Source organism: Bradyrhizobium sp. LA2.1 (assembly GCF_040547725.1).
GTDB classification, from domain to species: domain Bacteria; phylum Pseudomonadota; class Alphaproteobacteria; order Rhizobiales; family Xanthobacteraceae; genus Bradyrhizobium; species Bradyrhizobium barranii.
This window is the reverse complement of the sequence record NZ_JBEPQI010000026.1, coordinates 1-23,817: the sequence shown is the minus strand read 5'-3', so window position 1 is coordinate 23,817 and position 23,817 is coordinate 1. Positions and strand designations below refer to the sequence as shown.

Below are 23,817 nucleotides of genomic sequence, written 5' to 3'. Positions count from 1 at the left end.
CGATATGCGTTGGCCAGGCGGAACCCAGCCAACATCTCAAGGAAGATACGGAGGCACCCTCCGCTTAACAAGGGTCGCCGAAAAATATTTGGAATTCGTCAAAAGCCCATGCGCAGACAACGCGATGCAGCCTTGCAAGGGTTCATTGCGAGGGTTCAATCTAACCAATTCGTGATCTACATTACCGCCATGGACGACCAGACCGACCAGATTCGGAAGCCTCGCGCCGACGCCGTGCGCAATCGCGAGCGCGTGCTCGAGGCGGCGAAAATCGTGTTCAACGCGGGCGGTCCCGAGGCAAGCCTGGAAGCCGTCGCCAAACGCGCCGGCGTCGGCATCGGCACGCTCTATCGGCATTTTCCAACTCGCGAGGATTTGTTCGAGGCGGTGTACCGGCGCGAGGTCGAGCAGCTCAGCGAGCTTGCCGAGCAATTGAAGAACGCCAAAGACCCGGTCGATGCGCTGCGGCGCTGGCTGCGCTCCAACGTCGAATTCGTTGCCACAAAAAAGGGCATGTCGGCCGCGCTGGCGCTGACGTTCCAGAGCTCGTCGGAACTCGCGGCGTTCTCGATGGACCGGCTGACCAAGGCGATCGGCTCGCTGCTCGACCGCGCGGTCGCGGCCGGCCAGATGCGCGGCGATGTCAGCCCGGAGGATCTGCTCAGGGCACTCGTTGGCATGTGTTACATGCACGACCAGCCCGGCTGGCAATCCTCGGTGCTGCGCATGCTCGACGTGTTCGTGGACGGGCTACGCGTGCAGCCGGCCGGCAAGGCCAAGGCGCGTGCCGCCAAGCCCGCAAAGCCCGCGGTGAAACGGAAGCGATAGCGCGCCGTATTTCCCTGAGGGCGTGCTAGGGTTGGCATCGCCGGGATTTCAACGCGGAGCCTGTCATGCGCATCGCCGCCTTGCTCGTCGCCCTTATGATTATCCTTGGTGCCGCTCCAGCATGCGCCGCCGACGTCACTGCGGCACAGGGCGTGATCCGCGCCCAGGAGCAGGCCTTTGCGCGCGACGATGCGGCCGCGGCCTATTCCCACGCCGCGCCGGCGATCAGGGAGATTTTCCCCGCCCCTGATATCTTCATGTCCATGGTGCAAAACGGCTACGCGCCGGTCTACCGGCACAAGAGCTTTGAGTTTGGCGAGAGCAGGAGCGAAGGCAACTGGATCTCCCAGCACGTCCACATCATCGACGCCAATGGCGAAGCCTGGGAAGCGCTCTACACGCTCGAGCAGCAGGCGGACGGCAGCTACAAGATCACCGGCTGCTCGTTGCTGAAGGTGGGGCGAGAAGTCTAGGTCGCAAAACCCGGTCCCGTCTTGACCGTGTTCATCCGCGAGCGGATCAGCAGCGTCAGCACGATGCCGACATTGAGGGCGTTCCACGCCACGCCGTTCGCGAACGCCGCAGCATAGGAGCCCGTCGCGTCGAAGATGACGCCCGACACCCAGCCGCCGAAGGACATGCCGAACACCGAGGCAAAGATCACGATGCCGACGCGGGTTGCCGCCTCGCTCGCCGGCATCGCCTCGCGCACGATGATGGCGTAGCTCGGCACGATGCCGCCCTGAAACAGGCCGAACATCGCGGAGATGAGATAGAGTGAAGTCAGGCTGTCGAAGAACAGATAGAACACCAGCGCAAAGCCCTGCGCCAGCGATCCGACCAGCAGCGTGCGGATGCCGCCGATCTTGTCGGCGAGGTAACCCGAGCCGATGCGGCTGACGATGCCGCAGGCCATCATCAGCGACAGCATCTCAGCGCCACGCGCCACGCCGTAACCGAGATCGCCGCAATAGGCGACGATGTGCACCTGCGGCATCGCCATGGCGACGCAGCAGGAGATGCTGGCGATCGAGAGCAGCACGGTCAGCGTGTTGGTCGAAAGCTTGAGATCGACCTGCGGCGGGCGCGCATTGGCGTGATTGCGGACCTTGTCGTCGCCCATCTGTGCGCGCAGGACCAGCACCAGGATCGTCATCAAGACCACGCAAACGAGGGCGATGCCGATATGCGTGGTGCGCCAGCCGATCGTCTGCATGCCCTCGCTGATGAGCGGCGGCCACATCGTGCCCGCGACGTAATTGCCGCTCGCGACGATGGTCACGGCAAGTCCGCGATAGCGCTCGAACCAGTGCGAGGCCTCCGCCATCAGCGGCGCGAATGTCGCCGAGGTGCCGAGCCCGATCAGGAAATAGGCCGCGACGAGCTGCCAGAGCTGGGTCGAGAGCCCCGCCAGCACGTTGGCAACGCCGATGAAAGCGATGCTGATCGCCATCGCCGGCACGATGCCGAACTTGTCGGTGATCTTGCCGGCGATCACGCCGCCAAGGCCGAAACCGAACATCATCAGTGTGAAGGCCAGCGACACAGCTGCTCGCGTGGCGGCGAACTCGGTCTGCACGACGGGAATCACCACGACGACCGCCCACATGCCGACGCCGCCGATCGAACCGATCAGCAGCGCAAGCAACAGCCGCACCCAAGCCTGACGCGAATCAGGGGTGAATGAGGCCGGTCTCTGTCCTGGAAGATTTGGCGCGTGCACGGGCCGGACCATGTTCGCTGACCGCCTTGGGGTCAAGCATCGTGCCGCGATATTGGGCATGCGCGGTGCACTGCGGTAAGAAGATGCTTGGCGAAGCCGCGCTTTGCCATTAGTTTGCAATCTGCGTGTGCAACATTGCCGCGCGAGGAGCCTATCGGCGGAATGCTGTTGCGATTGACGCGATCGATGCGGATCAGGGTGGGGCGGATCATCGCCCTCGCCTATCTGTTCTGCGTGCTCGCGCCGGCAGCAGCCCTCGCCTGGGGCAGCGGCCCGGCGCCGTGCCTCGACGACGCGCTCCTCGCCGATCTCGTGCCGGTGCATCACGAGATGCAGGCCGGCCACGTGCATGACGGTGTGTCGCATGACCACGCAGGCCTGCACGCGCATCACCAGGCTGCCGCACAGGATGCGCCAGCCCAACATCACCATGACGGCAAGGCTGGCCCGTGCTGCGCGATGATGTGCGTGAGCGCCCTGCCGGCCGACCTGCCCGGCATCGCCAAGCCGCTGCAGCCGATTTCCGCCTGCGCGCCCGAGATCGTGGTCAGCCTGCACAGCGCGGCGCCGCCTCAGCGCTACCGCCCTCCCATCGCCTGATCTGACGCGACGACGTCAGGACCGCACGCGCATCCGCGCGCGCGAACCTGTGGTCTCTACGACAGATCAGGGATGACTCATGCTTACGCTTTCCGGGGCGAAGGTCGCCGCCGCATCCGCGGCGCGTGGACGACACTTTCGATTCAATTGGCCGCTGCTGCTCGTGCTTGCGCTCGCGCTGTCGGGCTGCATGCCGGCAACGACGCAAATTGCTGGCGCCGATCCTGCCGATCCTGCGGCAAAGGTCGCACGCGCCAGCTATCGGTCGACCATCGCGCCCTATACCAGCCTGCGACCTGCGACGCCGGGGCCATGGCGCGACCGCAACGACGCTGTCGCACCGCAGCCGAAGCAAGACCGGTAGGGGCGCGCCATGACGCATCATTTTGCGCGGGGCCTGCTCGTGCTCACTGCGCTGGGGCTCTCCGGCTGCATGGCATTCTCGCCGGACGGAGGCATGACGACGGTCTCGGACCTCACCAGCCAGACCATCAACAAGGACGTCGCCTTCGTGCGAACGGCCGAAGGTGCGGAGGCCGTCAACGCGACCGTCCGCCGCTTGCTGGCGCGCACGCTGACCACCGAGACGGCCGTGCAGATCGCGCTGCTCAACAACAAGGGACTGCAAGCGACCTATAACGAGCTGGCGCTGGCCGAGACCGATTTGGTCGAGCAGAGCCTGCCGCCCAATCCTGTGTTTTCGATCTCGCGCATCGCAGGCAATGGCGCGAGCGAGATAGAGCGTCAGGTGGTCGGCGACATCCTCGCGCTGGCCACGCTGCCGTTCCGCTCCGACATCGCCCGCGACCGTTTCCGTCAGGCGCAATTGCGCGCGGCGTTGGCGACGCTGCGGCTGGCTGCCGATGTCCGGCGCGCCTATGTCCGCGCAGTCGCCGGCAACGAAATGGTGGCGCTGCTCACCGACGCGAAGGCGACGGCGGAATCGACGGCGCAGCTCGCGGTCAAACTCGGCGAGACCGGTTCGATCAACAAGCTCGACCAGGCCCGCGAGCAGGTGTTTTATGCCGAGACCACGGCCGACCTCGCCACCGCGCGGCAGGCGGCAACGAGCGCGCGCGAAAGGCTCGCGCGCCTGATGGGGCTGTGGGACGGCGGCCTCGACTTCCGTCTGCCCGATCAACTGCCGCCGCTGCCGCGCCGGCCGCAGGCACTGCCCTCGATCGAGGCCGATGCGGTTGCCCATCGTATCGACCTTCAGATCGCGCGGCTGGAGCTGACGGCGCTGGCAAAGTCGCTCAATCTCACCGAGGCGACGCGCTTCGTCACGCTGCTCGACCTCGCCGGCATCTCCCGCCGCACCCAGGATCCCGAGGGCCCGCCGTTCCGCGAACGCGGTTTCGATGTGCAGTTCCAGATCCCGATCTTCGACGGCGGCGAGGTGCGGGTGCGGCAGGCGGCGGAGACCTACAATCTCGCCTTCAACCGCCTGACCGAGCGCGCCGTCAACGTCCGCTCCGAGGCCCGCGATGCTTATCGCGTCTATCGCTCCGGCTACGACATCGCCAGCCACTACCAGCGCGAGATCCTGCCGCTGCGCAAGATCATCACGGAGGAGATGCAGCTGCGCTTCTCCCGCATGCAGGTCGATATTTTCGCGCTGCTCACCGAAGCGCGGCAGCGCCTGGCGTCGCTGCGCGGCGCGATCGATGCCAAGCAAAAACTCTTCCTCGCCCAGTCCGACCTCCAGACTGCCGTCAACGGCGGCGGCGCACCTGCGTCGGGCGGCGACACTTCAACCACCATCGCCGCGGCAGCGCCTGCCGATGGCGGTCACTGAGATGGAGGCCAACATGTATTCCCGCCGAGGATTTTTGGGCACCGCCGCGCTTGCCAGCGCGTCAGCCGTCAGCGGCCGTGTGCAGGCCGCGTCCATTCCGGAAGCGCCTCACATGGACAAGGTGGTGATGCAGCCGCCGCTGCATCCGATCAGCGGCCCGGACTACCGCCCCGTGGTCACGCTGAACGGCTGGTCACTGCCGTTCCGCATGAACGGCGACTGGAAGGAATTCCATCTCGTCGCCGAACCCGTGGTGCGCGAGTTCGCCGAAGGCATGAAAGTGAATCTGTGGGGCTATAACGGCCAGTCACCGGGTCCGACCATCGAGGCGGTCGAAGGCGACAAGATTCGTGTCTTCGTCACCAACAGGCTGCCCGAATACACCACCGTGCACTGGCACGGCATGATCATTCCCAGCGGCATGGACGGTGTCGGCGGACTGACGCAGCCGCACATCCAGCCGGGAAAAACCTTCGTCTACGAGTTCGAGATGAAGAAGAGCGGGACCTTCATGTACCACCCGCATTCCGACGAGATGGTGCAGATGGCGATGGGCATGATGGGCATGGTCGTCGTGCATCCGCGCGATCAAAGCTTCCGGCCCGTCGACCGCGACTTCGTCTTCGTGATGAGCACCTATCGCGTCGATCCCGGCACATACCTGCCGCAGGTCAACGAGATGACCGACTTCAACATGTGGACCTGGAATTCGCGGGTGTTTCCCGGCATCGATCCCTTGCCGGTCAGGCTCGGCGACAAGGTGCGCGTGCGCATCGGCAATCTCAGCATGACCAACCATCCGATCCATCTGCACGGCCACAGCTTTGCAGTGACCTGCACCGATGGCGGCTGGATTCCGGAGAGCGCGCAATATCCGGAGACGACCACCGATGTACCCGTGGGCGCGGTACGGGTGTTCGACGTGCTCGCCGACAATCCCGGCGACTGGGCGTTCCACTGCCACAAGTCACATCACACCATGAACGCAATGGGGCACGAGGTGCGTAACCTGATCGGCGTGTCGCGCAAGGATCTCGCCAGGGCGGTCGGCAAGCTCGCGCCCGATGCCATGGCGATGGGCTCGACCGGCATGGCCATGGGCAACATGGAGATGCCCGCGCCCGACAACACGCTGCCGATGATGACCGGTACCGGTCAGTTCGGGCCGATCGAGATGGGCGGCATGTTCACCGTGATGAAGATCCGCGAGGACCTCGCGCGCGACGATTATCGCGATCCCGGCCCCTACAAATTCCCGCAAGGCACCGTCGCCTACGAGGTCACGCCGCCGGCCGCAGAGCCGGCGCGGCAGCAAGGCGCGCCGATGAAGAACATGAAGATGTGAGCGTTTCGATGAACCACCACCAACTGGAGAACAAGATGAAGAAGACGATCAAACTCGGACTTGCGCTGGCCGCGCTTTCGACCGCGCCGGCCTTTGCCCACGACCAGCACGGGCATGGGACCTTTTCGGCCGGCGAGCCCGGCGATCCCAGGAAGCCCGCGCGCACGATCGAGATCCTGCTGAACGAGATGGACTACGCGCCCGCCAGGATCGAGGTCAAACGCGGCGAGCAGATTCGTTTCGTGCTGCGCAATGTCGGCAAGGAGGACCATGAATTCCTGCTCGCCACCACGAAGGAGAATCTCGCGCATGCCGTGGAGATGAAGAAGCATCCGCATATGGAGCACGACGACCCTAACGGCGTCAGGCTCGCACCGAACAAGACGGCCGAGATCCTCTGGAAGTTCAGCAAGGCCGGCACGTTCGAATTCTCCTGCCTGATTCCCGACCATCGCGACTACGGCATGGTCGGCCACGTCACCGTGAAGTAACAAGGAAGACTCCCATGAACCGGACCATCCGTATCGCCGCAGCGCTGGCGCTGACCGTCGGCCTTGCCGCCGAAGCCCTCGCGGCCCAGGGCGCCGCGATCAGCGGCGAAGTCAAGAAGATCGACGAGGGCGCCGGCAAGATCACGCTCAAGCACGGACCGGCGAAAAGCCTCGGCATGGATGAACCCATGACCATGGTCTATCGCGTCAGGGACCCCGCCTTGCTCAAGCAGGTGAAGGTCGGCGACAAGGTAACCTTCGAGGCCGAGGAGGCGGCTTCGGGGTATACGGTGACGACGATGCAGAAGGCGAAGTAGGGCTACGTCCTCCGCAGCTGATTTCGGCGCCAAACGCTTCCACAACGTCATGGCCGGGCTCGTCCCGGCCATCCACGCCTTGGGCCGCGCAGGCGGGACAAGCCCGGGCATGACGACTTCGTCCCTGCCAGGTGGCCGAAACACCCCGATCTGACCACCTGCCGCACCCTCCGTTAACCCTTTGCTAACCATACACCCGGCAAGAATTGCCGGGTGAAGTCGAGTGTCGTCAGCCGCGTAGAACGGGAGGTCCCCCGTGGACGCCAGTGCGGTGCCTCACTTTCGAAACGGCGGCCCTTCGGCCGCCGCGCAGACATTTGGGGCGCGCGGACGGCAGTCGCGCGGGGGAGCAGCTACCATGGTCGACGTCACCGCGGGACAGGGCGTAGGCAGCACGAACGCCGGCTTCCCGACCCTCACCGAGATCGGCAACATCCTCAAGCGCGGCGATATCGCGCTGGCGCTGGGCGTCCTCACCATCCTGGTGGTGCTGATCCTGCCGCTGCCCGCGATCGTGCTCGACCTGTTCCTGGCGATCTCGATCACGCTCTCGATCCTGATCCTGATGACGTCGCTGTTCATCCAGGCGCCGCTGGAATTCTCCGCCTTCCCGACCGTCCTCCTGATCTCGACCATGCTGCGCCTGTCGCTGAACATGGCCTCGACCCGCCTGATCCTGTCGCACGGGCACGAGGGCACGGATGCCGCCGGTCACGTCATCGAAGCCTTCGGCAGCTTCGTGATGGGCGGCAATTTCGTCATCGGTATCATCGTCTTCGCCATCCTGATCATCGTCAACTTCGTCGTCATCACCAAGGGTTCGGGCCGTATCGCCGAAGTCGCCGCCCGCTTCCACCTCGACGCCATGCCCGGCAAGCAGATGGCGATCGACGCCGATCTCTCCGCCGGCCTGATCGACGAGAAGGTCGCCAAGCAGCGGCGGAAGGATCTGGAGGACGAGAGCGGCTTCTTCGGCGCCATGGACGGTGCCTCCAAATTCGTCCGCGGCGACGCCATCGCGGGCCTTTTGATCGTCTTCATCAACATCGTCGGCGGCATGATCATCGGTGTCGCGCAGCAAGGCCTCTCCTTCGCCGATGCCGGGCGCAGCTACACGCTGCTGACCGTCGGCGACGGCCTCGTCACCCAGGTGCCGGCGCTGATCGTTTCGACCGCGGCCGGCCTGCTCGTCTCCAAGGCCGGCGTGTCCGGCGCCGCCGACAAGGCGCTGATGAAACAGTTCTCCGGCTATCCGCAGGCGCTGGCGATGTCCGCGGCGGTCATGCTGGTGCTGGCGGCGCTGCCGGGTATCCCGACCATCCCCTTCCTGGCGCTCGGCGGCGGCGCCGGTGCGCTCGCCTGGCACGCCCGCAACCGCAACCGGGCGACTGCCAGGGCTGACGAAGTTGCAAAGACCGCATCCGCTCCGGGAACGCCGGGTTCACCTGGCGCCGCTGCGGCCGAAGAGCCGATCTCCGCCGCGCTCAAGATCGACGATCTCAAGATCGAGCTCGGCTATGCGCTACTGCCGCTCGTCAACGGGCCTGATGGCACCGACCGCCTCACTGAGCAGATCAAGGCGCTGCGCCGTTCGCTCGCCATCGAGATGGGCTTTGTGATGCCCGCGGTGCGTATCCTCGACAACGTCCAGCTCGAAGCCAACACCTACATCATCAAGATCAAGGAGGTCGACGCCGGCACCGGCAAGATCTGGCCGAACCAGTTCATGGTCATGGACCCCGGCGGCAGCCAGGTGCAGGTGCCCGGCATCCACACCACCGAGCCGACCTTCGGCCTGCCCGCAACCTGGGTCGATGCCAGCCTCAAGGAAGAAGCCTCGCTCAAGGGCTACACCGTCGTCGACGCCGCGACCGTGCTCTCGACCCACCTCACCGAGCTGCTCAAGGCCAACATGTCGGACCTGCTCTCCTATGGCGAGGTGCAGAAGCTGCTCAAGGAGCTGCCGAAGGAGCAGGGCGAGCTGGTCAAGGACATCGTGCCGGGCCAGGTCACGGTCTCCGGCATCCAGCGCGTGCTGCAGCTGCTGCTCGCCGAGCGCATCTCGATCCGCGACCTCTCGACCATCCTGGAAGGCATCGCCGACTCGCTCGCCTTCTCGCGCAATCCCGCGACCATGGTCGAGCATGTCCGCGCCCGCCTCGCGCGGCAGATCTGCGCGCAGAACACCTCCTACAGCGGTTATCTGCCGCTGATCGCGCTGTCGGCGCGGTGGGAACAGGCCTTCGCCGAATCCATCATCGGCCAGGGCGAGGAACGCAGCCTCGCGATGCAGCCCTCGAAGCTGTCGGAATTCATGACCGGCGTGCGCGAGGCCTTCGAGCGCGCCGCGCGCGAAGGCGAGGCGCCGGTGCTGGTCACGTCTGCGGCAATTCGTCCCTTCGTACGCTCCCTCGTCGAGCGGTTCCGGGCTCAGACGACGGTGCTGTCGCAGGCTGAAATCCACCCCAGGGCGAGATTGAAAACGGTCGGAAGCATCTGATTTGCCTTAAGAAGCCGTATGTTTTTCGGCCACAGGCAAATGGTTTTTGAGTTCCTGGCGCCTTGTCGACCAAATGCGAACAAGGCGCCTCGCAAGCACATTACACCTTTGAAATAATTATATAATCGCACGATTGAGGGGTCGCTTTCGATCGCGATCTTTCACGTCCTGTCACGCTCTTGTGATCGCCCCTTGGGAACGAATCCCCCCAATACTAGGTTGTTGGTGACCGGAAGCATGAACCTCCCCCAACAGGGTAGCGACTACTTCGGGTAGATGGCGGCAGGAGCCTTCCATGAACCACTCGATTTACAGCGCCGATCGCTCGACCCACTTGAAAATCGTGGTCGTAGCCCTCGTCGCCGGCATCGCGGTGGCAGGCTTCGGCATCACGGCGGCGCGCACGGGTTCGGACGAAGGTCTGACCCAGACCGCCCGCGTCATCAAGGCCGGCAAGCCGGTTGTTATCACCAGCTCGAACGCATCCCTCGTTCGATAAGGAGATTTGACGAGTTTTGTGAATTCACGCGGCTCTTTACCAGCCCCCCAAAGTCGCCACGTGGATATGTAGACGACCCCAACCCCAAGTCGACTACGGAAAGCGCCCGCCCCCCACGGGCGCTTTCTCATGTCTGGGGTACCTCGTCATTGCGAGCGTAGCGAAGCAATCCAGACTGTCGCCGCGGAAAGATTCTGGATTGCTTCGCTGCGCTCGCAATGACGGAGCAATTGGCACAGCCGCGATCCTCCAACCAGCCCCGATCAAATTCTACTGCGCCCCATAAGTCGGCGGCGGCGCCTGCACCGTCGGCGCTGCGGCAGCAAAGAGCTCGGCCTTGCTACCGGTGAGCGGCGGGTAGATGCGCTTGCAGTTGATGGTCTGCTTGGTCGCCTTTGCGGCCGCGCCAGTGGCGCGAACCTCGCGATCCCACCCTTCCGTATAGAGCGCGCCCCAGCCGCCGAGGTCGAGCACGGTCACGTACCAGTCGATGCGCAGCGGCAGCATCGGCAGGCCCGCGAGATCAGCCACGACGTTGTGACCGGCGAAGCGGCCCATGGGACGGGCGAACTGGCAGGACATCACCGTCGGATGCAGTCCGTCGACCACGCTCGAGGCGACATCGCCGGCGGCGAACACGCCCGGCACATCGGCAACCCGCAAAAAAGGATCGACCAGCAGGCGGCCGAGGCGATCGCGCGCGCCCGCGAAGCTCTCGGCCAGCCGGCTCGCGCGCATCCCGGCGCACCAGATCACGGTCTGCGCCGGGATGAACTCGCCTGAGCTCAGGCGCATGCCGGCAGCCTCGACGGACACGACGCGCACGCCAAGCCGCGTCTCGACGTCGAGCGAGGCCAATGCCGTCTCGATGACAGGACGCGCATGCGCGCCGATGGTGGCGCCGACCGCAGGGTTGGGATCGACCAGCACGATGCGGCGGCTGCCGGTGATGCCGGCGCGCGCCAGCCTGTCCGGCATCTCGGCCGCCACCTCGATGCCGGTGAATCCGGCGCCGACCACCACGACCGTCGAGCGCCCTGGCGAGGGCGCGCTGTGTCCGAGCGAGACGAGATGATTTTCGAGGATGAGCGCGGCGGCATAGGTATCGACATCGAAAGCATGCTCGGCAAGGCCGGGGATGGCGGGACGCATCACTTCGCTGCCGAGCGCCAGCACCAGGCGGTCGTAGCTCAGCGTCTCCTCGCCGCTGCTCGTGACGAGCGAAATCTCGCGCCGTGACGGGTCGATGGCTTCGACCTCGCCAATGCCATGAGTGACGCCGATCGGATCGAGCAGTTGCGGCAACGGCAGCGCGACCTCGCTGAGGTCGGCCTCGTAATTGCGCACCCGGATGTTGTGATAGGGATTGCGATCAACGACACGGATCTCGACGTCACGGCCGGCCGCGCCGATCTCGTCGCGCTTGCGCGCGGCGCCGATGGCCGCCCATAGACCCGCAAACCCCGCGCCGAGCACGACGATACGCGCCATGTCCGTTTACTGCCTTGTTCAAGAATTCCGGCGGCCTGCCCGCGCAGGCAGATATAGCTCATTTGCCCGGATCGACCAACCGCGGCGTCGCCGCTCCGCCGCATAAAATCGCGGCTCAGGCCTCGCGCAGCTCCGATGGCGTCGCGCCAAAACGCTTGCGGAAGGCGCGGTTGAAATAGGACAGGTCGGAGAAGCCCGAGGAATGCGCGATGTCGCTGATCTTGCGCGCCCTCGCGCGGGGATCGCCGAGCAGCTTGCGTGCCAGCAACAGGCGCTGCTCCAGCACGAATTCGGTGAAGGTCGTGCCGGCCTGCTCGAACAAGCGTTGCGCCTGGCGCGGGCTGAGCCCTGAGCGCGTCGCGATCTCGGACAGACAGAGATCGTTGCGGCCGAGCGCGGCCATCACGTCGGCACGCATGAGATCGAGACGGGCCGCCGCATGTCCGCGACCGCGCGCAAGGCTTGCATGCTCCGCATCGGTGCCGAGCAACAGGCCGACGAGATCGATCACGTGCTGCGCGGTCAGGCGCTGGCCGACGGCGTCGAGATGCGGCGCGTGATTGGCGGCGAGTGCGTGGTAGCGGAAGATCGTCTCGGCCACCGCGCCGTCCGAGAGCACTTGCGACAGCTTGTCCTCGGCACGCGGATTGATGTCGAGCAGCGCGCGGCGCGGCATGCGGATGCTGGTGAATCGATCTTCCTGGGTGTGGCCGACGGTGCCGGTGACGCCCATGTCGACGAGCACCATCTGCGCGGGCGCAAGTTCGACGGTGTGGCCGTTCTGCCCGACGCGGACGAGACCCGCATGCGCGGCGATCAGGACCAGATCGTCGCTGCCGTCGGCCAGATGGCTCTGCGTGCGCGAATATTGCGCGGAGGCACCTTCGGGAATGGCCAACGCGATATTGTCGACTACGCTGACCTGGAGCCGGCAATCGATGTTGTCGCCATGGCTCGGCCCGACGTCGAGGCCGCAGGGACCGAAGGCCCGCTCGCGCCAATGTTCGAAGGCCGGACCATGCGGAAGGCCCGCATATTGGTGGACGAAGATGCCCGGCGTCTTAGCTGCATCCATCTGACTTCTAGCCCCTCTCCGGCACCATGATGTGCGGCGCCGACTGCAAATTCCGGGCATTTGACGCCGCGGATTGCGGGGAGGTTCAAAGCGGAAGTGGATTCGGCGGGACTTGTCGGGTTGCGACGGCTGGACGGACCTTGGCGACGGTCGAGCGCCGTGTGCGCTCCATCCGGGCTACGGCGCCACGACACCTACTTCTTCGCGGGCGCCTGCGGCTGAGACGGCGGCACGGTCTCGATCAGCTTGCCGGAAAACACCGGAGCCGAGGTCGGCTGGCCGTTGGGCGAGCCGCCGGCCTGCTCGACGGTGACGGCGTAGGTCGCACCGTTGACGACCTCGGGATCGAAGGAGCCGAGCACCGGGCGCGCGGTGAAATCGCCCGCGCCAATCACGCCGAGCGAGCGCGGACGCGGCAGCTTGTCGGAGATCAGCCAGAGCTCGAAGCTCTTGCCGGCCTCCGGAGTCGCGCCGACCTTGCGCACGGTGAAATTCCGCGTCGCGCCGTCGACGGTGAGGATGAAGGCGGGACCGCCGCCCTGGCCCTGCAGCAGCGCGACATATTGCGCAGCAGCCGTGAGCGGCGCCGGCGTCTTCACTTCCACCGTCTGGATGCGCGGCGCCGGACGCAAGCCGCCCGGCAGCGCATCGGGCTGGAAGATCTGAAGCGACAGCGTCACCAGCAGTGCCGCCGCAAGCGCGCCCACCGCGGAGGCGATGGTGCGCCAGCGTTTCACGCGGCCCTCGAGCCGGATGACATTGCTGTTGTCGGCGACCGGCGCCGGCGGCGCGCGCGCGACGTCAGGATCGGGCGCATGGACCTGCGGCATGAATATCGGCGCGATGTCGGGAAGCGCATCGGGTGCCGGCCGCGCCGTCCCGGGCTGCTCTGCTTCGGAAGGCTGCAGCTCCGGTTGCGGCGCGACGTCCGGTGCCAGCTCGGGCGGTGCAGCTTCGATCGAGGAGGGCTCCGGCACAGGTGGTGGCGGCGACGAAGCTTCCGGCGCAGGCGTCTCCTGCGCAAAGTCCGTCCGCGCAAGCTCGGACCGGATGTTCTCCCACACGATCGGACGCGGCTCGACCGAGCCGACCATCTGGTTGAGGACGCCGAGCCGGTAAGCCCAGGCCTGCACGACATCGGCGAACGCCTTGTCCACGGCCATCATGGTCTCGACCTGCGCGCGCTCATCGGCGTCGAGCGTACCGAGCGCATATTCCGCGGCGAGCGCGATATGGTCCTCCGTGTAGGCCATCACTTGCAGTCCAGAACCACCCTCACAATGCGAGCCCTCATAGTCCGAGGCACTCGCGGATATCCAACATGCTGCGCCGGAGCCACGTCTTCACCGTGTTGACGGGCGCGGCGAATTTTTCCGCCAATTGCTCGCGGCTCCAGCCGTTGTAATAGGCGAGAAGCACGAGCCTCTGACGATCCGGCTCGAGCCGGCCGATGCATTCCAGGAGCCGCTTCAACTCCTCGGTCATCTCCCTCCGCGCCAGCGGATCGGGGCTGTCGGCAGCGACTTCCATCGCCTGCGGCTCTTCCTCGATGGAGACTTCCGTCTTCTTGCGCACGATGTCGATGGCGCGGTTGCGCGCGATCGATGCCATCCATGTGATCGGCGACGACAAGGCCGGATTGAACTGGCCGGCGCCGTTCCAGATCTTGACGTAGGTCTCCTGAATGACCTCCTCTGCGAGATCCTGTCGACGCAAGATACGGAGCACGACGCCATAGAGTTTCGCGCGCGTGGCGACGTAGAGGCGCTCGAACGCGGCCTGATCGCCCCTGGCGACCTCCCCAATCAGCCCGACCAGCTCTGCTGGCGTCAGCATTCAGCCCCCCACGCACGGCCTGTCGCGTTCGGCGCAGGCCCTGGCACTCCGCTACCATAGCGCGCGGCAAAGCCCATCACCAAGGGGCGGCGCGCCACACTGTGGATAGCAAACGCGAAACCCGGACCTTGCGGGTCCGGGTTCGACGAATTCTCGGCTGTTGGATCGCTGGCTGCGTCGTCAGGCGACGGCGCCGATGCGGGCGCGCATCAGGCCGATGCTGTCGAGGTCGGCCTGCTCGCGGGCGTTTTCTTCGGCGCGCTCGCGGGCCTGGTCACGCTCGTCGAGGAGCTCGACCTTCTTCAGTTCCTCGAAGGCTTCGGCCAGCGCGGCCTTGGCTTCGTCGAGCTGGCCCTTCAGTTCGTCGGCCGAGCGGGTCAGGTTCTCGCGGCGCTGAATCGCGGCCTTGGCATAGGTCGGATAAGCGAAGTGCGAGGGATCGTTGATCCCGGCACGCTCCTGCTCGGTCGTGATCTCGCGTTCAAGATCGGTCGACATCCGCTGGAAGTCGGCGATCATGGTCTCGATCTGGGTGACCCGGCGGCGCTTCTCGTCGACCTGAAATTTCTTCAGGCGGATGAGGGTATCACGTGACTTCATCGACTCATACTCCCCAGAAGTCCCCTGGCTGCACGTGGGACGTCACCGGTCTCCCCACAGGCCCGATTGGGGCCAAGACCGGCTCTGCTACTCTGTGAGAGCGGATGATGACCTGACAAAGTTAGCGTTCCGTTTCCAAATCACCGAGGATTTGCGCCAACTGGCGGTAGCCGTCCGCCAGTGATGCATTTTCGTCCTTGCGCTGGCGCAGGAACGCCTCCAGCGGCTCGTGCAGCCGGATCGCCTCGTCCACCTCGGGGCTGGAGCCGGCCCGGTAGGCCCCGAGCCGGATCAGTTCCTCCATGTCGGCATAGGTCGCCATCACCTGGCGGGCCCGCTGGATGGTCGGCCAGAACTGCGGATCGGCCGATTTCGGCATGGTGCGGGAGACGGATTTGAGGATGTTGATGGCGGGGTAACGGCCGCGCTCGGCGATCGAGCGCTGCATCACGATATGGCCGTCGAGGATGCCGCGGACGGCATCCGCAATCGGCTCGTTATGGTCGTCGCCGTCGACCAGCACCGTGAAGATCGCGGTGATCGCGCCCTCGCCCAGGCCCGGCCCCGCGCGCTCCAGAAGCTTCGGCAGCTCGGTGAACACAGTCGGCGTATAGCCCTTGGCGGTCGGCGGCTCGCCGGCGGACAGGCCGATCTCGCGCTGGGCCATGGCAAAACGCGTCACCGAGTCCATCAGGCAGAGCACGTCCTTGTCCTCGTCGCGGAAATATTCGGCGACCGCGAGCGTCAGATAGGCGGCCTGGCGCCGCATCAGCGCCGGCTCGTCCGAGGTCGCGACCACCACGACAGAGCGCGCCAGGCCCTCCTCGCCGAGGTCGTCCTGCAAAAATTCCTGGACCTCGCGGCCGCGTTCGCCGATCAGCCCGATGACGCTGACCGCGGCATCGACGTTGCGCGCCAGCATCGACAGCAGCACCGATTTGCCGACGCCGGATCCTGCGAAAATGCCCATGCGCTGGCCGCGGCAGCAGGTAAGGAACGTGTTCATCGCGCGCACGCCGAGATCGAGCGGGGCGCCGACGCGTTTGCGCGAATGCGCCGGCGGCGGCGAATTTCGGTATGGCATCGGCGCCGGGCCCTGCGGCAATGGCCCCTTGCCGTCGATCGGTTCGCCCAGCGCGTTGACGACGCGGCCGAGCCAAGCCGATGACGGACGCACTTGATTGGCGGCATTGGCGATGACGGCCTTGCAGCCGCGGCGCACGCCGTCCAGGCCGGCGAACGGCATCACGACAGCGTTGTTGCCGGAGAAGCCGATCACCTCGCAGGGAATGGAACGGTTCGCGCCGGTCTCGATTACGAGCCGCGCACCGACCGACATCGCGTGAATGGGTCCGGCCACTTCGACCATCAGGCCGCGAACGCCGACCACGCGGCCATAGATGTTGACGCCGTCGATGTCGCCGATCTGTTCGGCAAGAGCCTTCATCAGGGGCGCGCCTTTAATAAGAGGACCTTCATAAGGTGATCGCCTCCGATCCCGGGCTTCATGGCGAAAGACTTAAGTTTCGCCATATTTCTGAACGGCGCTTAACTTCGTGTTTACCCGCATCGTTAATCATTGCGTCACTGTCTTTGTGACTGAGCGTGACTCCCCTTCAGAAGAAGGCTGAGTCGCGGGAGTCGGTTAGGCCCGTCTCTTAAAGTGGAACTTGAACTGTACGGGGTGACGAAAGCTGCTTCGAGCGCAAGACCTTAGGGCGATTCGACAAAAATTGCACCGGGGGGACTTGCGTTCCAGAATCAGAGTTTGTTAACCATCTGTTGTCAGGATCCGAATCAGTTGTTCAAAGGCGTTTTGTTGAGTGCCGCGAATGCGGCCGACCTGACGCCCAGGAGCGGCGACTATGGGGAACTGGCATGCGCGTTTTGCTGATTGAAGATGACAGCGCCGTCGCGCAGTCGATCGAGCTGATGCTGAAGTCTGAGAGCTTCAACGTCTACACGACCGATTTGGGGGAAGAAGGCGTCGATCTCGGTAAGTTATACGATTACGACATTATTCTTCTCGACCTCAACCTGCCCGACATGTCCGGCTACGACGTGCTCAAGCAGCTTCGGGTCTCCAAGATCAAGACACCAATTCTGATCCTCTCCGGCCTCGCCGGCATCGAGGACAAGGTCAAGGGTCTCGGCGTCGGCGCCGACGACTACATGACCAAGCCCTTCCACAAGGACGAGCTGGTGGCCCGCATCCACGCGATCGTGCGCCGCTCCAAGGGTCACGCCCAGTCGGTCATCCAGACCGGCGACCTCGTCGTCAACCTCGACACCAAGACGGTGGAAGTCGGTGGCCAGCGCGTGCATCTGACCGGCAAGGAATACCAGATGCTGGAGCTCCTCTCGCTCCGCAAGGGCACGACCCTCACCAAGGAAATGTTCCTCAACCATCTCTATGGCGGCATGGACGAGCCCGAGCTGAAGATCATCGACGTCTTCATCTGCAAGCTCCGCAAGAAGCTCGCCAACGCTTCCGAGGGCCGCAACTTCATCGAGACCGTGTGGGGCCGCGGCTACGTGCTGCGCGAGCCGCACGAGCACGAAGAGCGCATTCCCGCCTGATCCCTAAGTTTACGTCGCGAGCCCCCGGGGCTCGCTCCTCCCAGCCTGGACCCCGCCGCAAATGGCGGGGTTTTGTTTTTTGGGGACGCCAACGCGGCCTCATCGTCCTTGCGCCATTGAACCGCTATCCTCCCCCCGCCGACGAATGGTCGCTGCACGATGGGGGAACGATGATCCTGCAATCACTGGCCGGCCTGCCCGCCTTCCTGGTCTATTTCTGCACCGGCCTGATCGCGATCGTGGCGTATCTGTTCGTCTACACCCGCATCACTCCGCACAATGAGTTCCAGCTCATCCGCGACAACGAGCCGGCCGCCGCGATCGCGCTCGGCCTCAGCCTGCTCGGCTTCGTGGCGCCATTGGTCAGCGCGATCGCGCATTCGGCCAATGTGCTGGACTGCCTGATCTGGGCGGTCATCGCGCTGATCGTGCAAATCATCGTGCTCTTTCTGGTGAAGGTCCCGGTGCCGAACCTGTCGGCGCGGATTGCCGCAGGCGAGCTTGCGCCGGCGATCTGGCTCGGGCTGTCCTCCCTCGCGGCGGGCCTGTTGAACGCCGCCTGCATGATCTACTGACATGGCCAAACCCTCCAAAAAGGAGTTCGGCAAGCGCCGGCCGGCGCCCGCGGCGCCGCCATCGGGGCCGCCGGTGAAGCGCTCCGGCCATGTCGCGCTGCTGGTGATGGGCACGATCGCGGTCGGCACCACCGCCTACACGCTGATGCCGCGGCAGCACTGCGAGCCCTCGCCCGGAGCCGTGCCGGGCCAGACGACCACGACGTGCAGCAGTAGCAGCAGTAGTTCGTCAGGTGGCAGCGGCGGCTCGCGCTGGTCGTCGCGATCGAGCTTCTTCAGCAGCGATTCCTCGAGCCATTCCTCATCGGGCACCTCTTCGGACTCAGGCTCCAGCAGCGTGAGCCGTGGCGGCTTCGGCTCGTTCGGCCATGGCTTCTCGGGCGGCGGGTGATCCATGCGACGCATCGTCTGCCCCGAGCGCGACGACTGGCGGCAGACCGCCGAACAATGCGGCTTCGCCTTCCACACCATCGACGGCGAACGCTATTGGGACGAGAGTGCCTATTACGCCTTCACGCTCGACGAGATCGAGCGCGGCATCGAGGCGCCGACAGCCGAGATCGACGCGATGTGCCTGGAGCTTGCCGGCCGCGTGATCGGTGACGAGCGCTATCTGCGACGCCTGAAGATTCCGGAGGCGTTCTGGAGCTTGATCGCCGAGAGCTGGAAGCGCGACGATCGCAGCCTCTATGGCCGGCTCGATCTGAAGTTCGACGGACAGTCGCCTGCAAAGCTGCTCGAATACAACGCGGATACGCCGACCTCGATCTTCGAGGCCGCGGTGTTTCAATGGACCTGGCTCGAACAGGCGATCGAACGCCGCATCATTCCGGCGCGCGCCGACCAGTTCAACTCCATCCACGAGCGGCTGATCGCGGCGTGGAAGGAGATCGCCGCGGGCCGCCATGTCCATCTCACCGGCACCACCGGCAACGAGGAAGACGCCGGCACGCTCGCTTATCTCGAGGACACCGCGCGCCAGGCGGGGCTCTCGACCAGGATGCTCGACATCGAGGAGATCGGCTGGCGCGACGAGCCTGGCGGCTTCGTCGATCTCGACGACGGCGACATCGCGTTCGCCTTCAAGCTCTATCCCTGGGAATGGATGTTCCACGACGCCTTCGGCGCCAAGCTGATGAGTGCGCCGACACGCTGGATCGAGCCGCCGTGGAAGGCGGTACTCTCCAACAAGGGCATTTTGCCGCTGCTCTGGGAGATGTTTCCGAACCATCCCAATCTGCTGCCGGCCTTCTTCGAGGACGATGCGCGGGCAGCCGAGCTCGGCAGTTCCTACGTCCGCAAGCCGCTGCTGTCGCGCGAAGGCGCCAATGTCACGCTGGTGTCCGGAGGCACGCAACTCGACGAGCAGGCAGGCCCCTACGGCGCTGAAGGTTTCGTGCGGCAGGCATTGTCACCGCTGCCGAATTTCTCAGGCTTCTACGTTGTGGTGGGAAGCTGGCTGGTGAACCACGAGCCGTGCGGCCTGTCGATCCGCGAGGACGAGAGCCCGATCACGGGCAACCGCTCGCGGTTTCTGCCGCATGCGATTTTGTGAAATGCGCTCGCGACCTCATCGGAACGGGACGCGAGCGCAGAGACTTGCGTGCTTACTCAGGGTGTCTTGACGATGAATCTCCCGTCGTAGAGGCCCGCGCCCTTGAAGCCGGCTTGCGCACTTTCGAAGCCGCCCGTGCCCGTCGCGTTTGCATACGCCCCGGTGCCCGACAGGATCGTGTATTCGCCTTTCGTCCGACCATCCTTGATCGCGCCGGCGTAGCGCGCCGTGATCGAGGATCCGTCGTCGAAGGTGTAGGTGCTGTAGCCGTAGATGGGTCCTGAGCCCTTGATCAGGTCGGCGGAGTGGACGAAGTCCTTCACCGCAACGCGGCCGTCCTTGAAGAAGGCAACGCCAAACATTTTGCCAGACATGACCGTCTGACCTTCGACGTTCGCGACCTCGGTGACCTTTAAGTCCATCGGCTTGGTGACAAGCTTGAATTCGAGGACCTGCTCGCCAGCGAGAGCAGTGGCGGGCAACGAAAGCGCCGCGAACAAGAAATACGAGGCACAAGACATTCGCATGGTATGTCCTCCTCAGTACAATTCATGATGGAATGAAATCCCGCCTCGGTTCGGCGGGACCATCGCCAGCATAGCACAACCGTCAGATGCTGATCAGGGCCGCGATTGCATTGCATCGCGGCACGAGCTCTATTGCGCGGTAGTCGAGTAATCCGCAATGCTCAAACGCGTGTGAAGCGTCACGCACTCTGACGGAACGATATCCGCCAGTTGTTGCCGATCATTCGCGACGACGGCGTTCAGTGAGATTGCCTGTCGTTCGGCGAATCACCTCGCCGCTGCGATTTTCAGCGGCTGCGGCATCAATCCGCCCATCGGACGGCCGGAGCGCGCGGGATTGAGCTGATAGAGACCGCGGCGCTCGGTGATCGGGCGGAACGCGTCGGTGATGCCGACGACGGATTCGGCGGCGCCAAGCAGCAGCGTGCCGTCGGCCTCCAGTCCCTTCGCCATGCGCTCGAAGATCACGGCCTTGGTGTCCTGGTCGAAATAGATCAGAACGTTGCGGCAGAAGATCACGTCGAACGTGCCGAGATGGGAGAAGTCCTGCAACAGATTGAGCTGACGGAACTGCACCATCGCGCGAATGTCGGCATTGAGCTGCCAGAGCTCGCCGACTTGCGTGAAGTATTTCATCAGGTGCTGGATCGGCAGGCCGCGCTGCACCTCGAACTGGCTGTAGATGCCGGCCCTGGATTTCTCCAGCACCTCCTGCGACAGATCGGTGGCAACGATCTCGATGCGCCAGCCGGCGAAGGCCGCGCCCATCTCCTTCAGGCACATCGCGATTGAATAGGGCTCCTGCCCGGTCGACGAGGCCGCCGACCAGATGCGGAGCGACCTGCGCGCCGCGCCCGCCTGGAGCAGGCCCGGCAGGATGGTTTCGCGCAGATGATCGAACGGGATCTTGTCGCGGTAGAAGAAGGTCTCGTTGGTGGTCATCGCTTCGACCACGTCGGTCGCAAGCCGGCCGTCGCCGTTCCTTATCTTCAGCACGAGATCGGGAATGCCGGGCAAGCTCGCCTTGCGGGCAAGCGGCAGCAGCCGGCTCTCGACGAGATACTGCTTGTCGGCGGAGAGATCGAGGCCGGAGCGCTCTTTCAGGAACTTGCGCAGATATTCGTAGTCAACCGGCGTCACGAGCGGTCTCCCGCGAACAGGCGGTTGACCTTGGCGCCGATCTGGTTGAGCGGCAGGATCGCCGCGCAGATGCCGGCATTGGCCGCCGCGCCCGGCATGCCCCAGACCACGCTGGAGGCTTCGTCCTGCGCGATCACGTTGCCGCCAGCGGCGACGATGTCCTTGCCGCCGCGCATGCCGTCCGAGCCCATGCCCGTCAGGATCACCGAGAGGATGTTGCCGTGCCAGATGTCGATGGCGGAGGTGAACAACGGATCGACCGCGGGCTTGCAGAAATTGACGGCAGGACCGTCGTCGAGCGCGATCGCCGCGTCCGCGCCACTGCGCACGACACGCATGTGCTTGCCGCCGGGCGCGAGGTAGATCCGTCCCGGCTTCACCGGCTCGCCGTCGACCGCCTCGGCTGCCGGCTTGCGGCTCGCGCGCGCCAGGTGCTCGGCGAGAATGGTGGTGAAGGTCGGCGGCATGTGCTGGGTGATCAGCACCGGGAAGCGGTCGATCACCGGGCCGAGCTCGGTGACGAGCGCCATCAGCGCCTGCGGACCGCCGGTCGAGGAGCCGATCAGCAGCACCTTCGGTGCGTGGGCCGAGAACGGGCGCGTGGACAGCACCCCAGACGACGGCGCATGCAGAGCCGGTGCGGGCGCGGCGGGCCGCACGACAGCCGGCGCACGTGCAGCCGGTGCCGGGGTCGCGGGCGCCAGCGGCGGACTCGCGACTGCGGGCCTGCGGCGTAGCCGCGCGCCGAGGTGACGGATCTTCTGGATCAGGTCGTGATGAAAGATCTCCGCAGCCGACGCTTCGCGCGTCGACTCCGGCTTCGGAATGTAGTCGGCCGCACCGAGCGACAGCGCCTTGAAGCTGATCTCCGCGTTACGACGGGTCAGCGTCGAGGCCATGATGATGACGAGATCGCGCTTCTTCGCCAGCAGTTGCGGCAGCGCCGAGATGCCGTCGAGCTCGGGCATTTCGATGTCGAGCACGGCAACGTCGGGATTGATGCGTTCGAGCTGGTTGACCGCCTCGAGCCCGGTGCGCAGCGAGGCCGCGACCTCCATGTCATGCTCGGCACCGATCCAGCGCGAGATCAGACCGCGTATGACGACGGAGTCGTCGACGACCATCACCCGCAGCGGCCCGGCGTCGCGCGACGGACCCGTGGTCGAATTACCTGCGAACGCAACACTCATTACTCACCAACTCAGACTGAAACGGTTCAGTTGAAACAATCGCCGAAGGATCCGTTCAGCCTCCGGATGTTCGCTCAGATAAGTCCGACTTCCTGAAATTTCGCCGTCACGATGTCCTTGTCGAAGGGCTTCATGATGTATTCGTTGGCGCCGGCGTGCAGCGCACGGGCGATGTGCGCGACGTCGTTCTCGGTGGTGCAGAACACCACCTTGGGCTGGTCGCCGCCGGGCATCCGCCGGAGATGGCCAAGGAATTCGTAGCCGTCCATGACCGGCATGTTCCAGTCGAGCAGCACGGCATCGGGCAAGCCGCGCTTGCAGGCCTCCAGTGCCTTCTCACCGTCCTCGGCTTCGAGAATCTGGAAGTCGAGGCCCTCCAGGATCCGGCGCGCAACCTTGCGGATGACGCTGGAATCATCAACGACGAGACAAGTGCGCATGTGAACCTCTGCTTCCTACCCCCTTGTGGGGGTACTTCCATTGCGAGTCCGTCGGCGGCGATGCCGCCGTATCAGGCCGCCATCATCTCGGGCGCTAGCTCGAGGACGCGATCGACGTCGAGGACGACCATGAGCTGGCCGTCGAGGCGGTGGACGCCGCCGGCGAGCTTGGCCATGCGGGGATCGAGGTTGACGGGGTTCTCTTCCATGCCGGCCTCGGCAAGCCGCAGCACTTCGCCGATCTGGTCGATCAGGAGGCCGTAGGATTCACCGCGCAGGTCGACGCCGACCGCCATCGGGGCCTTGCCGTCCTCGGGCTTGGGCAGGCCGAGCCGGGCACGCATGTCGACCACGGTGACGATGCGGCCGCGCAGGTTCAGCACCCCCGCGATCTCGCGCGAGGACAGCGGAACGCGGGTGACGCGCTCGGGCATGAACACGTCCTGGACCCGGGAGATCGGCAGGCCGAACAGCTGGCCGCCGATCATCGCGGTGACGTATTCGACCATGGCGCCTTCGCCGATCTGCGTCTTCTTGTTGCTCATAGCGGTATCTCCTGATCCCCAGTGCCGTTACGCCGCTGCCCGGCTCAGCTCGGAGGCGCCGGCGGCACCCGCGGTCTGTTCCTTCAGCGCCGCGATCAGACCGGGACGGTCGAACTTGGCGACATAGTCGTGGAAGCCGGCCTGACGGCCGCGCTCGATCGC

26 protein-coding genes are annotated in these 23,817 nt (G+C 65.0%); 14 read left to right on the top strand and 12 right to left on the bottom strand.

Annotation, left to right across the window (positions count from 1 at the left end; translation table 11 throughout):
- Positions 1-189: 189 nt before the first annotated feature.
- Complete coding sequence (locus ABIB95_RS36730) at positions 190-828, top strand: TetR/AcrR family transcriptional regulator (RefSeq protein WP_354247232.1); 639 nt, start codon at positions 190-192, stop codon at positions 826-828.
- Between the two features lie 65 nt (positions 829-893).
- Positions 894-1,301 (top strand): DUF4864 domain-containing protein, encoded by a 408-nt coding sequence (locus ABIB95_RS36725; protein ID WP_071916412.1) that lies wholly within the window; start codon positions 894-896, stop codon positions 1,299-1,301.
- On the opposite strand, the gene ABIB95_RS36720 is transcribed toward ABIB95_RS36725, so the two are convergent.
- A complete protein-coding gene (locus ABIB95_RS36720; RefSeq protein WP_354246992.1) occupies positions 1,298-2,563 on the bottom strand; it encodes an MFS transporter in 1,266 nt (421 codons plus the stop codon). The two genes, ABIB95_RS36725 and ABIB95_RS36720, sit on opposite strands and share 4 nt — an antisense overlap.
- Before the next feature lie 150 nt (positions 2,564-2,713).
- Between ABIB95_RS36720 and ABIB95_RS36715 the strand changes: the two genes are divergently transcribed.
- From ABIB95_RS36715 to ABIB95_RS36680, 8 genes are all read left to right on the top strand, one after another.
- Positions 2,714-3,151, top strand: a complete 438-nt coding sequence (locus ABIB95_RS36715; RefSeq protein ID WP_085403230.1) for a hypothetical protein — start codon at positions 2,714-2,716, stop codon at positions 3,149-3,151.
- A 79-nt stretch (positions 3,152-3,230) separates the two neighbouring features.
- A complete protein-coding gene (locus ABIB95_RS36710) occupies positions 3,231-3,515 on the top strand; it encodes a hypothetical protein (RefSeq protein ID WP_354246987.1) in 285 nt (94 codons plus the stop codon).
- Between the two features lie 9 nt (positions 3,516-3,524).
- Positions 3,525-4,949 (top strand): TolC family protein, encoded by a 1,425-nt coding sequence (locus tag ABIB95_RS36705; protein ID WP_354246984.1) that lies wholly within the window; start codon positions 3,525-3,527, stop codon positions 4,947-4,949.
- Between the two features lie 13 nt (positions 4,950-4,962).
- Positions 4,963-6,294, top strand: coding sequence for a copper oxidase (locus ABIB95_RS36700; protein WP_354246981.1), 1,332 nt, complete (start codon positions 4,963-4,965; stop codon positions 6,292-6,294).
- A 35-nt stretch (positions 6,295-6,329) separates the two neighbouring features.
- Positions 6,330-6,785, top strand: coding sequence for a cupredoxin domain-containing protein (locus ABIB95_RS36695; protein WP_028149531.1), 456 nt, complete (start codon positions 6,330-6,332; stop codon positions 6,783-6,785).
- Between the two features lie 14 nt (positions 6,786-6,799).
- Positions 6,800-7,102, top strand: a complete 303-nt coding sequence (locus ABIB95_RS36690; RefSeq protein ID WP_354246979.1) for a copper-binding protein — start codon at positions 6,800-6,802, stop codon at positions 7,100-7,102.
- 358 nt (positions 7,103-7,460) lie between these two features.
- Complete coding sequence (gene flhA, locus ABIB95_RS36685; RefSeq protein WP_063985393.1) at positions 7,461-9,602, top strand: flagellar biosynthesis protein FlhA; 2,142 nt, start codon at positions 7,461-7,463, stop codon at positions 9,600-9,602.
- 295 nt (positions 9,603-9,897) lie between these two features.
- A complete protein-coding gene (locus ABIB95_RS36680; protein ID WP_014497685.1) occupies positions 9,898-10,101 on the top strand; it encodes a hypothetical protein in 204 nt (67 codons plus the stop codon).
- A 270-nt stretch (positions 10,102-10,371) separates the two neighbouring features.
- Here the strand turns inward: ABIB95_RS36680 and ABIB95_RS36675 are convergent, their stop codons facing one another.
- The 6 genes from ABIB95_RS36675 to fliI all read right to left on the bottom strand — a co-directional run bounded on the left by ABIB95_RS36675 (position 10,372) and on the right by fliI (position 16,550).
- The gene (locus ABIB95_RS36675; RefSeq protein ID WP_354246976.1) at positions 10,372-11,592 is read right to left on the bottom strand and encodes an NAD(P)/FAD-dependent oxidoreductase; all 1,221 of its coding nucleotides are present in this window, start codon (positions 11,590-11,592) and stop codon (positions 10,372-10,374) included.
- Positions 11,593-11,707: 115 nt separating this feature from the next.
- Positions 11,708-12,667, bottom strand: coding sequence for a helix-turn-helix transcriptional regulator (locus ABIB95_RS36670; protein ID WP_354246974.1), 960 nt, complete (start codon positions 12,665-12,667; stop codon positions 11,708-11,710).
- A 194-nt stretch (positions 12,668-12,861) separates the two neighbouring features.
- Positions 12,862-13,920, bottom strand: a complete 1,059-nt coding sequence (locus ABIB95_RS36665; RefSeq protein ID WP_354246972.1) for an anti-sigma factor — start codon at positions 13,918-13,920, stop codon at positions 12,862-12,864.
- A gap of 37 nt (positions 13,921-13,957) precedes the next feature.
- Positions 13,958-14,503 (bottom strand): sigma-70 family RNA polymerase sigma factor, encoded by a 546-nt coding sequence (locus ABIB95_RS36660; RefSeq protein WP_041955015.1) that lies wholly within the window; start codon positions 14,501-14,503, stop codon positions 13,958-13,960.
- A 180-nt stretch (positions 14,504-14,683) separates the two neighbouring features.
- The gene (gene fliJ / locus ABIB95_RS36655; protein WP_008138882.1) at positions 14,684-15,103 is read right to left on the bottom strand and encodes a flagellar export protein FliJ; all 420 of its coding nucleotides are present in this window, start codon (positions 15,101-15,103) and stop codon (positions 14,684-14,686) included.
- 121 nt (positions 15,104-15,224) lie between these two features.
- Complete coding sequence (gene fliI / locus ABIB95_RS36650; RefSeq protein WP_038936482.1) at positions 15,225-16,550, bottom strand: flagellar protein export ATPase FliI; 1,326 nt, start codon at positions 16,548-16,550, stop codon at positions 15,225-15,227.
- Between the two features lie 431 nt (positions 16,551-16,981).
- Here fliI and ctrA point away from each other — a divergent pair, with 431 nt between their 5' ends.
- The 4 genes from ctrA (at position 16,982) to ABIB95_RS36630 (ending at position 19,813) form a co-directional block, all read left to right on the top strand.
- Complete coding sequence (ctrA, locus tag ABIB95_RS36645; protein WP_008138878.1) at positions 16,982-17,683, top strand: response regulator transcription factor CtrA; 702 nt, start codon at positions 16,982-16,984, stop codon at positions 17,681-17,683.
- 170 nt (positions 17,684-17,853) lie between these two features.
- Entirely contained in the window at positions 17,854-18,258 is a 405-nt protein-coding gene (locus ABIB95_RS36640; RefSeq protein WP_014497691.1) for a DUF350 domain-containing protein, read from the top strand.
- A gap of 1 nt (position 18,259) precedes the next feature.
- Positions 18,260-18,649, top strand: coding sequence for a hypothetical protein (locus ABIB95_RS36635; protein ID WP_354246968.1), 390 nt, complete (start codon positions 18,260-18,262; stop codon positions 18,647-18,649).
- A 3-nt stretch (positions 18,650-18,652) separates the two neighbouring features.
- Positions 18,653-19,813, top strand: coding sequence for a glutathionylspermidine synthase family protein (locus ABIB95_RS36630; protein WP_354246965.1), 1,161 nt, complete (start codon positions 18,653-18,655; stop codon positions 19,811-19,813).
- Between the two features lie 56 nt (positions 19,814-19,869).
- On the opposite strand, the gene ABIB95_RS36625 is transcribed toward ABIB95_RS36630, so the two are convergent.
- The 5 genes from ABIB95_RS36625 to ABIB95_RS36605 all read right to left on the bottom strand — a co-directional run bounded on the left by ABIB95_RS36625 (position 19,870) and on the right by ABIB95_RS36605 (position 23,655).
- A complete protein-coding gene (locus tag ABIB95_RS36625) occupies positions 19,870-20,313 on the bottom strand; it encodes a hypothetical protein (RefSeq protein WP_354246962.1) in 444 nt (147 codons plus the stop codon).
- Between the two features lie 294 nt (positions 20,314-20,607).
- Positions 20,608-21,480 carry a CheR family methyltransferase gene (locus ABIB95_RS36620; RefSeq protein WP_354246959.1) on the bottom strand — a complete coding sequence of 291 codons (873 nt, stop codon included), beginning with the start codon at positions 21,478-21,480 and terminating at the stop codon, positions 20,608-20,610.
- Entirely contained in the window at positions 21,477-22,670 is a 1,194-nt protein-coding gene (locus ABIB95_RS36615) for a protein-glutamate methylesterase/protein-glutamine glutaminase (protein ID WP_354246956.1), read from the bottom strand. Before ABIB95_RS36615 ends, ABIB95_RS36620 begins: the two co-directional genes overlap by 4 nt.
- 74 nt (positions 22,671-22,744) lie before the next feature.
- Complete coding sequence (locus tag ABIB95_RS36610) at positions 22,745-23,110, bottom strand: response regulator (RefSeq protein WP_007600538.1); 366 nt, start codon at positions 23,108-23,110, stop codon at positions 22,745-22,747.
- A gap of 71 nt (positions 23,111-23,181) precedes the next feature.
- Positions 23,182-23,655 (bottom strand): chemotaxis protein CheW, encoded by a 474-nt coding sequence (locus ABIB95_RS36605; RefSeq protein WP_166082010.1) that lies wholly within the window; start codon positions 23,653-23,655, stop codon positions 23,182-23,184.
- Positions 23,656-23,817 lie beyond the last annotated feature (162 nt).